The organism is Halalkalicoccus tibetensis (assembly GCF_037996645.1).
In the GTDB taxonomy this organism is placed as follows: domain Archaea; phylum Halobacteriota; class Halobacteria; order Halobacteriales; family Halalkalicoccaceae; genus Halalkalicoccus; species Halalkalicoccus tibetensis.
In genome coordinates this window covers 364,049-377,962 of record NZ_JBBMXV010000004.1, presented here as the reverse complement: position 1 = coordinate 377,962, position 13,914 = coordinate 364,049, and the positions used below count along the sequence as shown (strand labels likewise).

7 protein-coding genes are annotated in these 13,914 nt (G+C 67.8%); 5 read left to right on the top strand and 2 right to left on the bottom strand.

Translation table 11 applies throughout. The features are described 5' to 3' along the window. Positions 1–224: 224 nt before the first annotated feature. Entirely contained in the window at positions 225–3,200 is a 2,976-nt protein-coding gene (locus WOA58_RS14780; RefSeq protein ID WP_340605274.1) for an FAD-binding and (Fe-S)-binding domain-containing protein, read from the top strand. A 134-nt stretch (positions 3,201–3,334) separates the two neighbouring features. Further along, on the top strand, positions 3,335–5,089 hold the full coding sequence (locus WOA58_RS14775) for an L-lactate permease (protein WP_340605034.1): 1,755 nt from the start codon (positions 3,335–3,337) through the stop codon (positions 5,087–5,089). A 15-nt stretch (positions 5,090–5,104) separates the two neighbouring features. On the opposite strand, the gene WOA58_RS14770 is transcribed toward WOA58_RS14775, so the two are convergent. Beyond that, the gene (locus tag WOA58_RS14770; protein ID WP_340605033.1) at positions 5,105–7,306 is read right to left on the bottom strand and encodes an LUD domain-containing protein; all 2,202 of its coding nucleotides are present in this window, start codon (positions 7,304–7,306) and stop codon (positions 5,105–5,107) included. Next, complete coding sequence (locus WOA58_RS14765) at positions 7,303–7,803, bottom strand: LUD domain-containing protein (RefSeq protein ID WP_340605032.1); 501 nt, start codon at positions 7,801–7,803, stop codon at positions 7,303–7,305. The genes WOA58_RS14770 and WOA58_RS14765 overlap by 4 nt, the downstream gene beginning before the upstream one ends. A gap of 117 nt (positions 7,804–7,920) precedes the next feature. Between WOA58_RS14765 and WOA58_RS14760 the strand changes: the two genes are divergently transcribed. From WOA58_RS14760 to WOA58_RS14750, 3 genes are all read left to right on the top strand, one after another. After that, complete coding sequence (locus WOA58_RS14760; RefSeq protein WP_340605031.1) at positions 7,921–10,170, top strand: NADP-dependent malic enzyme; 2,250 nt, start codon at positions 7,921–7,923, stop codon at positions 10,168–10,170. A gap of 116 nt (positions 10,171–10,286) precedes the next feature. After that, a complete protein-coding gene (locus WOA58_RS14755; protein ID WP_340605030.1) occupies positions 10,287–12,539 on the top strand; it encodes an NADP-dependent malic enzyme in 2,253 nt (750 codons plus the stop codon). A gap of 121 nt (positions 12,540–12,660) precedes the next feature. Next, complete coding sequence (locus WOA58_RS14750) at positions 12,661–13,908, top strand: MFS transporter (protein WP_340605029.1); 1,248 nt, start codon at positions 12,661–12,663, stop codon at positions 13,906–13,908. Positions 13,909–13,914 lie beyond the last annotated feature (6 nt).

Here is a 13,914-nt window from a genome sequence, read left to right as displayed (position 1 = left end):
GACCAGCGCCCCCTTAAAACCGTGGGTCGGCGGGCCATGTGTGGGTTCATCGAACACAGTATTTATCACGATCAACCCCCGACGAGGATGTGATGGCCGAGACTCCAGTGGACGAGACCCCGATCGAGCCCGCGGGCGATGCGGACCACTCCCAGGAGATGATGGAGGCCGCGACCGTCGAGGAGATCACCGAGCCCTCGACGTTGCACAAGCCCCAGGGAGACATGAGCGATTTCGAGACCTACCGCGAGGCCCAGGGCCACGACCACCCCGACGCCGAGGAGTACGTCGCGCTCGCCGAGGACCTCCGCGGGGCCGTCGCCGGCGAGGTGCGCTTCGACGAGTACAGCCAGGTGCTGTACGCGACCGACGGCAGTATCTACCAGGCCCGGCCCGCGGGCGCGGTCTTCCCGCGTGACGTCGAGGACGTCCGGGCGGCGGTGCAGGTCGCCGACGCACACGAGGTCCCGATCATCGCCCGCGGCGCGGGGTCGTCGCTGGGCGGCCAGACGGTCGGGCCGGGCTGTGTGGTGCTCGACATGAGCGTCTACATGGACGACATCCTGGACCTCCGACCCGACGAGAAACGCGCGCGCGTTCAGCCCGGCGTCGTCCAGGACCACTTCGACGAGTACGCCGGTCAGTGGGGGCTGAAGTTCGCGCCGGACCCCGCCTCCTCGAACCGCGCGACCATCGGCGGGGGCATGGGCAACAACTCGACGGGCGCCCACTCGGTGCGCTACGGCATCACCGACGCCTACACTGAGGAGCTTCGGGTCGTCCTCCCCGATGGCTCGCTGATCCACACCCGCGAGGTCGTCCTCGACTCGCCGGAGTACGAGGAGATCGTCTCGAAGGACGACCGCGAGGCGGAGATCTACGAGACCGTTCGGGGACTGGTCGAGGAGCACGAGGAGGAGATCGAGGAGCGCTATCCCGACCTCAAGCGAAACGTCTCGGGCTACAACCTCGATCGCGTGATCTATGAAAACGACGACGGCGAGCGCGTGATCAACCTCTCGAAGCTGCTCGTGGGCTCGGAGTCCTCGCTTGGCGTGATCGTCGAGGCCGAGATCAGCCTGGTGACCCTGCCCGAGAAGACCTCGCTCGCGCTCTACTGTTTCGACGACCTGATCGACGCGCTGCGGGCCGTCCCCGAGGCCCTGGAGTTCGAGACCAGCGCGGTCGAGCTGATGGACAGCGAGGTGTTCCGCCTCGCGCGCAACAACGAGGAGTTCGCCCAGTACGAGGAGCCGATCCCCGAGGGGACCGAGGCGGCGATCATGCTGGAGTTCGACTCGGAGCTCCACGACGACCTCGAGGCGCCCATCCAGGCGACCAACGAACACTTCGTCGGGGAGGGCGACGCCTTCGACGTGCTGGAGGCGTACACCGAGGAGGACCAGGCGATGATCTGGAAGCTCCGCAAGGCGGCGATCCCGCTGCTGATGAGCCTCGAGGGCGACCCGAAGCCCTACCCGTTCATCGAGGACGCGACGGTCCCGCCGGAGGAGCTCGCCGAATACGTCCAGGAGTTCATGGAGATCCTCGAGGACCACGACACCTCCGCCGCGTACTTCGCGCACGCGGGCAGCGGGACGCTCCACATCCGGCCGATCCTCAACCTCAAGGAGAACGGGGACATCCAGAAGATGCTCTCGATCGCCGAGGACGTCACCGACCTCGTGAAGGAGCGCCACGGCTCCTTCTCGGGCGAGCACGGCGACGGGCTCGCGCGCACCCAGTTCAACCGCAAGATGTACGGCGAGGACCTCTGGGGGGCCTTCCTCGAGATCAAGGAGACGTTCGACCCCGACTGGCGGATGAACCCCGGGAAGGTCGTCCATCGGGAGGACGACCCGACGGACATGCGCGAGAACCTCCGCTACGGCGCCGAGTACAGCTCGGTCGAGCCCCAGACGAAGCTCGACTTCTCGGAGGAGGGCGGGTTCTCCCAGCTCGTCGAGCTCTGTAACGGCTGTGGGACCTGCCGGCAGACCGATGACGTGATGTGTCCGACCTACCGGGGCTCGAAGGACGAGATCGAGACCACGCGCGGCCGGGCGAACATGCTCCGGGCCGCTATTTCCGGCGAGATCGACGAGGAGGAGATGTACTCGAAGCAGTTCCAGGAGGAGGTGCTCGACCTCTGTGTGGGCTGTAAGGGCTGTAAGAACGACTGTCCCACCGGCGTCGACATGGCGAAGCTCAAGACGGAGGTCAAACACCAGTACCACCAGCGCGAGGACCCGAGCCTCCGCACGCGGGTGTTCGGGAACATCGATCGGCTCTCGTGGCTCGGGAGCAAGCTCGCGCCGCTCTCGAACGTCGGCCCGAAGATACCGGGATCGCGGCTGGTGATGGAGAAGGCCGTCGGCATCGCGAGCGACCGGAAACTGCCCTACTTCGAGAGCGAGTCGCTCGAGGAGTGGTACGAGGCGCGCGGCCCGCGAATCAGCGAGGCCGAGGCCGACCGAAAGGTGCTGCTGTTCCCGGATACGTTCACGAACTACAGCTACCCCGAGCCGGGCAAGGCCGCGATCCGGGTGCTCGAGGCCGCGGGCGTCCACGTGCGGATCCCCGACGACTGCGCGGCAAGCGGGCGGGCGGCCTACTCGACGGGCATGCTCGACGCCGCCGAGGAGCGCGCGCGGACGAACATCGGGGTCTTCTCGGAGTACCTCGACGACGGCTGGGAGGTCGTCGCGATCGAGCCCTCCGACGCCGTCGTCTTCCAGGACGAGTACCGCGACCTCGTGCCCGGCGAGGGTGCCGACCGCGTCGCCGAGCACGCCTACGGCGTCATGGAGTACCTCGACACCCACCGGCTGATCGACGGGCTCACCGAGGCCGGGCGGCTGGACGGCGCCGGCGGGGCGCTCACCTACCACGGCCACTGCCACCAGAAGGCGACCGCGAAGGACCACCACGCGGTCGGCGTCCTGCGCCGGGCGGGTTACGACGTCGACCCGCTGGACTCGGGCTGCTGTGGGATGGCCGGTTCGTTCGGCTACGAGGCCGAGCACTACGACCTCTCGAAGTCGATCGCGTCGCTGCTGTTCGAGAAGATCGACCGCAGCGACGGCGAGGAGGTCGTCGCACCGGGCGCGTCCTGTCGGAGCCAGATCGGCGACCGCGACGAGCGCGCGGAGAACCCGCCCCACCCCATCGAGAAGGTCGAGGCCGCCCTCGCGCCCTGACGGCGCGGCTCCCGCTGACGATATTTGCTATCGCATGCCAATGACATAAACCATCATATTTATTACGTAACGTTGAACACGTAGGCGTGAGCGTTCACAATGATCATGAGGATTAGGGAGATCGGTGATCGGGCATGGTGATGGAGATCGTTCTGGCCGCGTTGCCGCTGTTGGTCGTGGCCGTGTTGCTGGTCGGGCTGCTGTGGCCGGCGACGCGGGCGATGCCGATCGCGTGGATCGCCGCGCTCGGGGTCGGTTTCTTCGCCTGGAACATGCCGCCCGAGTGGCTCGCGGCAGCCTCGATCGTCGGGGTGATGACCGCCCTGGAGATCCTCTGGATCGTCTTCGGCGCGCTCGTCCTGCTGTATACGCTGATGCAGGCGGGCGCGTTCGACCGGATCAACCAGGGCTTTGCCGCCCTTTCCGACGACCGGCGGGTGCAGATCGTTCTCTTGGGATTCCTGCTCGCGACGTTCATCGAGGGCGCGGCGGGCTTCGGGACCCCCGCGGCGGTCGTCGCGCCGCTGCTTCTGGGACTCGGCTTTCCGGCGCTCGCCGCCGTCATCGCCGCGCTGATCGGCCATATCATCGCCGTCACCTACGGCGCGGTCGGCACGCCGATCATCGTCGGGATCCAGACGCCGCTCGAGGACGTGGCGTTCACCCAACAGGCGATCCAGGACGAGGGCATGACCGTCTACGAGTTCGCGACCGAGGTCGCCGCGTGGGCGGCGACCTACCACGCGCTCGTGGGTTTCGTCATGCCGCTCTTTGCGGTCGGGATGATCGTCTACTTCTTCTCGCCGGAGGAGGAGCGCTCGCTCGCGCCCGCCTGGGAGGTCGCGCCGCTGTGTCTGTTCGCGGGGATCGCCTTCGCGATCCCGTACTGGGTCTCCGCGTGGTTCATCACCCCCGAGTTCCCGGCACTGATCGGATCGATGGTCGGCGGCGCGATCGTCGTCGGCGCGCTCAAGGCGGGCTACTTCGTCCCCGAGGACGAGTGGGAGTTCCCGCCCCGCGAGGAGTGGCCCGACCACTGGGTCGGCACGATCGAGCCCGGCGAGGGCGGCAACGGCGGCAATGGCGGTAGCGGCGGCGGCCCCGAGGAGGCGACCGTCGCCGACGGCGGCCAGTCGATGTCGCTTCTGAAGGCGTGGTCGCCGTACGTGATCCTCGTCGTGCTGCTGGTCGTCACGCGCGTGATCGACCCGATCGCGGAGTTCCTTCAGGGGCCGCTGTTCATCATCGAGTGGACCGAGATCCTCGGAACGACGCTCGCAAGCGAGATCGAGTGGGCGTTCGTCCCCGGGATGTGGCTGATCGTCAGCGCGCTGCTCGCGATCCCGCTGTTCGGCATGGCCGGTAGCCAGGTCACCGCCGCGTGGCGCGAGGCCGGCGAGAAGCTCGTCGCGCCGCTGATCGCGCTCGTGTTCGTCATCGCGATGGTGCAGGTGATGCTCCAGTCGGGCGCCCACGCCGAGATCGACAGCATGATCGTCGTGCTCGCACAGGCGACCGCGGACCTCTTCGGGCCCGCCTACCCCGCCGTGGCCGCGCTGATCGGCGCGCTCGCGGCGGCGATGGCCGGCTCGAACACCGTCTCGAACATCACGTTCGGGGCGTTCCAGTTCGAGGCCGCGACCCAGCTCGACCTGCCCCGCCAGATCATCGTCGGCACGCAGGCCGTCGGCGGCGCGATCGGCAACCTCGTGGCCATTCACAACATCGTCGCGGCGCTCGCGACCGTCGGCCTGGTCGGCCAGGAGGGCCGGGTCATTCGGCTCAACCTCATCCCGCTGCTGTACTACGCGCTGATGGTCGGGCTCTGGGCGATGCTGTTCGTCTACGTGATGCCCGGCGTCTGGCCCGACGTCTTCGACGTCTTCTGAGGGTGGTCCCCCCCCTTACAGGGGGTCGGGCGCGATGAACTCGATCGGGTGTCGCGGTTTCCGTTCCAGTAACGCGTCAAGCTGATCGGTACAGGAGGTGCCGCTCGCGAGCACGGTCCGGTCGCGCTCGCCCGGCTGCTCGAACTCGTCCTCCAGCTCGTAGCCGACGTCCATCGCGAGCTCGTAGTACTGCTCCTTGTAGCCGAACGACCCCGCCATCCCACAGCACTCGACGGTCGAGGTGAGCACGTCGTATTCGAGCTCCTCGAGCAGCGCCTCGGTGTACTCCTCGAGGCCCATCGTCCGCTGCTGACAGTGGCTGTGATACGCCACGCGGCCGGGGCCGTCCGAGAGGATCTCGATCTTCTCGGGGTCGTTCGCGACCAGCCCGTAGACGTACTCGACGACCTCGTAGCTCGCCCCCGAGAGCCGGTCGTAGGACGCCTCGGGCAGGAACTTCTCGTACTCGCCGCGGAACATCGCGAGGTCGCTGGGCTCGATGGCGACCACGTCCCGGCCGGCGTCGAGGTGTTCGGCGACCCCGCCGTACAGGTCGTGGGCCTGCTCGCCCGCCGTCGAGAGCATCCCCTGGCTGAGCGGCGCGCGTCCGCTCTCGGGCAGGTCGGGCAGCAGGACCCGCACGCCCAGTGCCTCCAGCGTGCGGACGGCCGCCTTCCCGCGCTCGGGGCTGACGTAGTTCGTGTAGGTGTCGGGATAGAGGACGACTTCGCGCTCGGCCTCCGCGGGCGCGAGCCCCTCGTGTGCGAGGAACCACTCGGAGAGCGTCTCGCCGGCGAACGTCGGGAGGTCACGACGTCTGTCGATTCCCAGCACGCGCTCCATCGCCCACCGGCTCGGCGGCAGTTCGGCGAGCCAGTTCGAGACCGGCGCGGTCGCGCTGCCGAGCTTCGCGACCGTCCCGAAGTTGCCGAAGAAGCGTTTCTGGAGGGGGACCCCGCCGGACTCGGCGTCCGGGGTCAGCCCCTCGACGAGGAACTCGAACTCGCTGGGCTCCTCGCCGCGGTTGATCCGGTCCCTGACGACCTCGTTGATCCACGGGATGTCGATCTTCACGGGACACTGGTTGACACAGCGCGAACAGCCCGTACAGAGGTCGTTGAACTCCTCGGCGCTCTCCTGGCCGTGGACGCCGGCCTCCCAGCCGGTCCCGATCCCGCCCGAGTAGGTCTCGCCGCCGAAGGCGTGGCCCCCGACGTGCTGGAAGTTCGCACAGACGTTCGCACACGCCCCACAGCGGATGCAGTAGAGCGTCTCCTTGAGCTCGGGGTCCTCGCGCATCGCCATCCGGCCGTTGTCGATCAACACGAGGTGGAACTCCCGGTCGTCCGCGCCCCCGGCGAGCGGTTCGTCGCTGCCGAACTCGATGGTCGGCGAGTCGACCGGCGGCGTGAGCAGCGACATGTACGAGGTGAGGTCCTGGCCCGTGCTCGAGCGCGCGATGAGCTCGATAAATGGTTGGAGGTCCTCGAAGCGCGGGAGGATCTTCTCGACGCCCGCCACCGCGACGTGGGTGTCGGGCGCGACCGCACATTTCCTCGCGTTGCCCTCGCTGGTGACCAGCAGCAGGGTCCCGCTTTCGGCGACCAGGAAGTTCGCGCCGGTCATCCCGACGTCGGCCTCCTCGACGCGCTCGCCGAGGTACTCGCGGGCGAAGTGGGTGAGCTCCTCCGCGGTCTCGAGGGGCTCGTCGGGATCGAACTCGTGGTTGAACAGCTCGGCGATCTCCTCGCGCGATTTGTGGATCGCCGGCCCGACGATGTGGGAGGGCGCCTCGTCTGCGATCTGGATGACGAACTCCCCGAGGTCGGTCTCGTAGACGTCCACTCCTGCTGCTTCGAGCGCGTCGTTGACGTCGATCTCCTCGCTGGTCATCGACTTGCTCTTGACGAGCGTCTCGGCGCCGCCGTCCTCGGCCACGTCGGTGATGTAGCGGTTCGCGTCCTCGGCGTCGCTCGCGAGGTAGACGTGCCCGCCGTTCTCCTCGACGGTCTCGGTCAGCTCGTCGATCAGCTCGGGCAGGCGCTCGATGGCGTCCTCCTTGAGCTCGCGGGCCCGATCCTTCAGCCCCTTGTAGTCGTCGAGGTCCTCGACGGCGGCGTAGCGGCCCTGGTTGAACACGCGGGTGTTCCCCTGGACGCTGTCGCCCTCGGTGTCGAGCAGGCGGCGGATATGGGCCGCCTCGTCGTCGGCGCTCATTGTTCGACGATGAGGGCGTGGACTCGTTTCGGGCCGTGGGCGCCCCGCACCAGCGCGCCCATGTCGGCCGTGGCGCTCGGGCCGGTCGCGATGATCGCGCTCCCGCGGTCGTCGCCGACGGTCGTCGCCATCTCCCCGATCGCCGTCGGCATGTCGGGGACGATGTCGTCGGCGTCGAGCACGACGACGTGCAGGTCACAGAAGAGGCTCACCGGCTCCGCTCCTTCGGGCGTCGAGGGCAGGACGACCGAGCCGTAGTCGGCGATCCCCAGCGAGGCGCCCGTGACGCCGGTGGTCGCCTCGGTGAGCTGGTTGGGCGTCGGGTCGGTAACGACCGAGGTGCCATCGAGGGAGAGCCCCTCGATCCCGAGCGGCGTGCCGATCGCCGGCTCGTCGATGGCCTCCGCGACGGTCTCCTCGAACGCCTCCGGCGAGAGGCGCGTCGTCCCGACGGCAAGTCCGTCGAGGGAGTCTTCGAACGTGTCGGTGGCGGACATACCGTGTGGTTCGTCCCCAACGACATGGGTGTTTTCATGCATTCGGTTCGTCGATCGTCGAACCGCGTAACCCGCCTCCGTCGATACCTTTTTACTCGTATCCGTGGACGGTCAGGTATGTCACTGGAGGACGACTCCCTGGAGTACCACGAGGCCGACCCGCCGGGGAAGATCGAGATCGCGACCACCAAACCGACCAACACCCAACGGGACCTCTCGCTCGCCTACTCGCCCGGCGTCGCCGGCCCCTGTCGCGCGATCGACGAGGACCCCGGGGAAGCGTACCAGTACACCGCCAAGGGCAACCTCGTCGGCGTGATCTCCAACGGCTCGGCCGTGCTGGGGCTGGGCGACATCGGCGCTCAGGCCTCGAAACCCGTCATGGAGGGGAAAGGAGTCCTGTTCAAACGGTTCGCCGACATCGACGTCTTCGACATCGAGCTCGACCTCGACGACCCCGAGTCGATGATCGCCGCGACGAAGGCCATGGAGCCCACATTCGGCGGGATCAACCTCGAGGACATCAAGGCCCCCGAGTGTTTCCAGATCGAGGAGACGCTCCGCGAGGAGATGTCGATCCCCGTCTTCCACGACGACCAGCACGGTACCGCCATCATCAGCGGTGCCGCGCTGTTGAACGCCGCGGAGGTCGCCGGAAAGGACGTCGCCGACCTCGACGTCGTCTTCTCGGGGGCGGGAGCGAGCGCGATCGCGAGCGCGCGCTTCTACGTCTCGCTGGGGGTCAGAAAGGAGAACATCACGATGTGTGACTCCTCGGGAATCATCACCGAATCGCGCGCCGACGAGGTCAACGAGTTCAAACGCGAGTTCGCGAGCGACGTCCCCGAGGGCGACCTGGCGGACGCGATGGAGGGTGCGGACGTGCTCGTCGGGCTCTCGATCGGCGGGATCGTCTCCCCGGAGATGATCCGCTCGATGGCCGCCGACCCCATCGTCTTCGCGATGGCGAACCCCGACCCCGAGATCGACTACGAGGCCGCCAAGAGCGCGAGGGAGGACACGGTTATCATGGCGACCGGGCGCTCCGACTACCCCAACCAGGTCAACAACGTACTGGGATTCCCGTTCATCTTCCGGGGGGCGCTTGACGTCCGTGCCACGGAGATCAACGAGGAGATGAAAGTCGCCTGCGCCGAGGCACTCGCCGACCTCGCAAAACAGGACGTCCCCGACGCCGTCGTCAAGGCCTACGGCGACCAGCCGCTCCAGTTCGGCTCGGAGTACATCCTCCCGAAGCCGGTCGACCCGCGGGTGCTGTTCGAGGTCGCGCCGGCGGTCGCGCAGGCGGCGATATCTAGTGGTGCAGCCCGCGACGAGGTCGAACTCGACGAATACCGCGAGCGCCTCGAGGCTCGGCTGGGCAAGTCCCGCGAGATGATGCGGGTCATCCTCAACAAGGCGAAGAGCGACCCCAAGCGGGTGGCGCTCGCGGAGGGCGAGGACGAGAAGATGATCCGCGCGGCGGTACAGATGCGCGAGGAGGGGATCGCGGAGCCCCTGCTGATCGGGAACCGCGAGTCGATCGAGGAAACGGTCGAGGACCTCGGCCTGGAGTTCGAGCCGCACGTGGTCGACCTCTCGGAGGCCGAGCTCGACGAGTACGCAGAGCGCCTCTACGAGCTCCGCCAGCGCAAAGGGTTCACCCGGAGCGAGGCCGCCGACCTGGTGCGCCGGGACTCGAACTACATCGGCAGCGTGATGGTCGAGATGGGTGACGCCGACGCGATGCTGACGGGGCTGACCCACCACTACCCCTCGGCGCTGCGCCCGCCGCTCCAGACCATCGGCACGGCGGAGAACGCCAACTACGCGGCCGGCGTCTATCTGCTCGCGTTCAAGGACCGCATCGTCTTCTGCGTCGACGCCACCGTCAACCAGAACCCCGACGAGGAGGTGCTCGCGGAGGTCACCCGCCACACCGCGGAGCTCGCCCGGCGGTTCAACGTCGAGCCGCGCGCGGCGATGCTCTCGTACTCGAACTTCGGGTCGGTCGACAACGAGGGGACGCGAAAGCCGCGCGACGCGGCGCGCATGCTCCGACGCGACCCCGACGTCGACTTCCCGGTCGACGGGGAGATGCAGGCCGACACCGCCGTCGTCGAGGAGATCCTCGGGGGTACCTACGACTTCGCGGAGCTCGAGGAGCCCGCGAACGTGCTGGTCTTCCCCAACCTGGAGGCGGGCAACATCGGCTACAAGCTCCTCCAGCGCCTCGGCGGTGCGGAGGCGATCGGGCCGATGCTCGTGGGCATGGACAAGCCAGTCCACGTCCTCCAGCGCGGCGACGAGGTCAAGGACATCGTCAACCTCGCGGCCGTGGCGGTCGTCGACGCTCAAGAACAGTAGCTTCGTTCCGATTTTCCACGGTGCCGTTCCCAAACGGTCGCTAATGCGGGGTGGTTCTGTCCGATACGTGATCGGTGTGTCGGGTGGTTTTTCACTTCGCGTACCGAGTCCCCGGTATGGGATTCGAAGACGAATCGCGTTCGTATCACGCGGCCGACCCGCCGGGGAAGATCGAGATCGCGACCACCAAACCGACCAACACCCAACGGGACCTCTCGCTCGCCTACTCGCCCGGCGTCGCCGGCCCCTGCCGGGGTATCAACGAGAACCCCGACGATGCCTACCGATACACCGCCAAGGGCAACCTCGTCGGCGTGATCTCCGACGGTTCGGCGGTCCTCGGATTGGGCGACATCGGCGCGCAGGCCTCGAAGCCCGTCATGGAGGGGAAAGGAGTCCTGTTCAAACGGTTCGCCGACATCGACGTCTTCGACGTCGAGCTCGACCTCGACGACCCGGATGCGTTCGCCGCGGCGGTCTCGGCAATGGAGCCCACCTTCGGCGGGATCAACATCGAGGACATCGCGGCGCCCGAGTGTTTCCGGATCGAGGAGACCCTCAGGGAGGAGATGTCGATCCCCGTCTTCCACGACGACCAGCACGGCACCGCGATCATCACCGGGGCGGCGCTGCTGAACGCCGCCGAGATCGCCGGAAAGGACGTCGCCGACCTCGAGGTCGTCTTCTCCGGCGCGGGCGCGGCCGCGACTGCGACCGCGCGTTTCTTCGCCTCGCTGGGCGTCGATCCCGACAACGTCACCATGTCCGATATCGACGGGATCATCACCGAGGAGCGGGCGGCCGAGGGCGACCCCCACCCCTACGTCGCGGAGTTCGCCAGCGAGGAGGGCGGCGAGCTGGCGGACGCGATGGAGGGGGCGGACGTCTTCGTGGGACTGTCGGTCGGCGGGATCGTCTCCCCGGAGATGGTCCGCTCGATGGCAAGCGATCCCGTCATCTTCGCGATGGCCAACCCCGATCCCGAGATCGACTACGAGGCCGCCAAGACCGCCCGCGAGGACACGGTTATCATGGCGACGGGGCGCTCGGACTACCCCAACCAGGTCAACAACGTGCTGTGTTTCCCCTTCATCTTCCGTGGGGCGCTCGACGTGCGGGCGACGGAGATCAACGAGGAGATGAAGGTCGCGTGTGCCGAAGCGCTCGCCGACCTCGCCAAACAGGACGCCCCCGACGCGGTGCGGAAGGCCTACTCCGACGAGACCCTGCGGTTCGGCCCGGAGTACATCCTCCCGAAGCCGCTCGACTCGCGGGTGCTGTTCTCGGTGGCCTCGGCGGTCGCGCAGGCGGCGATCTCGAGCGGCGTCGCCCGCGAGGAGATCGCCCTCGACGAGTATCGAGAACGCCTCGAGGCCCGGCTGGGCAAGTCCCTCGAGATGATGCGGATCGTCCTCGATAAGGCGAAACGGGACCCCAAACGGGTTGCGCTCGCGGAGGGCGAGAACGAGCGGATGATCCGCGCGGCGTTCCAGATGGAGGAGGAGGGGGTTGCGGAACCCGTGCTGGTCGGCGACCGCGAGTCGATCGAGGGAACGATCGACGATCTCGGCCTCGCGTTCGACCCCGAGGTGGCCGGGCGGTCGGAGGCGACCTACGGGGCCTACGCCGACCGGCTCTACGAGCGCCGGCGTCGAAAGGGGCTGACGCGAAACGAGGCGATGGCCCGCCTCGAGGGCGACCCCAACTACCTCGCGAGCGCGATGGTCGAGGCCGGCGACGCCGACGCGATGCTGACGGGGCTGACCCATCACTACCCCTCGGCGCTCCGCCCGCCCCTGGAGGTGATCGGCACCGCCGAGGACGCCGACTACGCCGCCGGCGTCTACATGCTCACCTTCCGCGACCGCGTCGTCTTCTGTGCCGACGCCACCGTCAATCAGGACCCTGACGAGGAGGTGCTCGCCGAGGTCGCCCGCCACACCGCCGAGCTCGCCCGGCGGTTCAACGTCGAGCCGCGGGTCGCCCTCCTCTCCTATTCGGACTTCGGATCGGTCGACAACCAGGGCACCCGAAAGCCCCGTGAGGCCGCCCGAACCCTCCGACGGGATCCCGACGTCGACTTCCCCGTGGATGGAGAGATGCAGGCGGATACGGCCCTCGTCGAGGGAATGCTGACCGGAACCTACGACTTCGCGGAGCTCGAGGAGCCCGCGAACGTGCTGGTCTTCCCCAACCTGGAAGCGGGCAACATCGGCTACAAGCTCCTCCAACGGCTGGGTGGCGCCGATGCCATCGGGCCGATGCTGGTCGGGATGGACGAGCCGGTCCACGTCCTCCAGCGCGGCGACGAGGTCAAGGACATCGTCAACCTGGCGAGCGTCGCCGTGGTGGACGCCCAACAGCAGTAGCTCCCGCTCCCCGCTCGGAACGGCGAATTCCTGCATGAACACGATCAATTAAGAGGGTTCACGACAGTCCGTTCGGTATCATGGATCGAGCAGACGCCCGAGACGGGCCGAGGTGACAGGGATGAACGATAACGACCGATCGATAACGGGGTTCACGATGCTCGCTCACGGGACCTTCCACACCTACGAGCTGTCGATCCCGCTGTTCGTCGTGATCTGGCTCGACGTCTTCGACGTCTCGGCGTTCGTCCTCGGCGTCGTCGTGAGCCTCGGCTACGGGCTGATCGGGGTCGGCGCGCTTCCCAGCGGCGTGCTCGCGGACAGCTACGGCTCGCGCCGGCTGATCGTCGGCTCCGTGGTCGGGATGGGCGGGGGGTTCTTCCTGCTCGCGCTGGCGCCCAACATCTACACGCTCTGTGCGGCGATCGTCGTCTGGGGGGCCGCGGCGAGCGTCTACCACCCCGCCGGGCTCTCGCTGATCAGTCGCGGCGCCGAGGAGCGCGGGACCGTCTTCGCCTACCACGGCGTCGGCGGCAACGTCGGCACCGCCTTCGGGCCGCTGCTGGCCGCCCTGCTCCTGATCTTCCTCGACTGGCGGCTCGTGATCGTCGCCCTCGCGCTTCCCGCCGTGGCCGTCGTGCTCCTCGGCTCCTCGATGGAGTTCGACGAGACCGCCGCGACCGCGACCGACGGGGGGGAGGAGGTCGGCGAATCCGAACCGGAAGGTTCGGCTGATGACGCGGACGACGGCTTCGACCTCCGAGGGCTCGTCGACGACTCCCGGCTGCTGTTCACCACGGGCTTCGCCCTCACGTTCGTCGTCGTCCTGCTGTACGGTACCTACTACCGCGGGCTGCTGACGTTCATGCCCGACATGATCGCGGACCTCCCGCAGTTCGGCACCTACATGATCATGGGTCAGTCGGCCGAGCCCGCCCAGTACATCTACACCGGTCTGTTGATGGTCGGCATCCTCGGCCAGTACGCCGGCGGGCGGGTCACCGATCACGTCAAGACCGAGTACGCGCTGCTGTCGACGCTGACGGCGCTCGCCGTCCTCGCGGTGCTCTTCCTGCCGGCCGCGAGCGTCGGCGTCGTCCCCTTCCTGCTGGTCTGTGCGGTGCTCGGCTTCTGTCTCTACGCGACCGCACCCATCTATCAGGTCGTCATCGCCGAGTACGCCGCCGAGGACGTCCACGGGCTCTCCTACGGCTACACCTACCTCGGGATGTTCGGGATCGGCGCGGGCGGTGCGGCGCTCGCGGGCGCGCTGTTGACGTACTTCAGCGCCTCCGTCCTGCTCGGAACCCTCGGGGCGATCGCGCTCGTCGCCGCGGGGCTCGTGGTGGTCATCGTTAAGTTCGTCTGAAAAGGG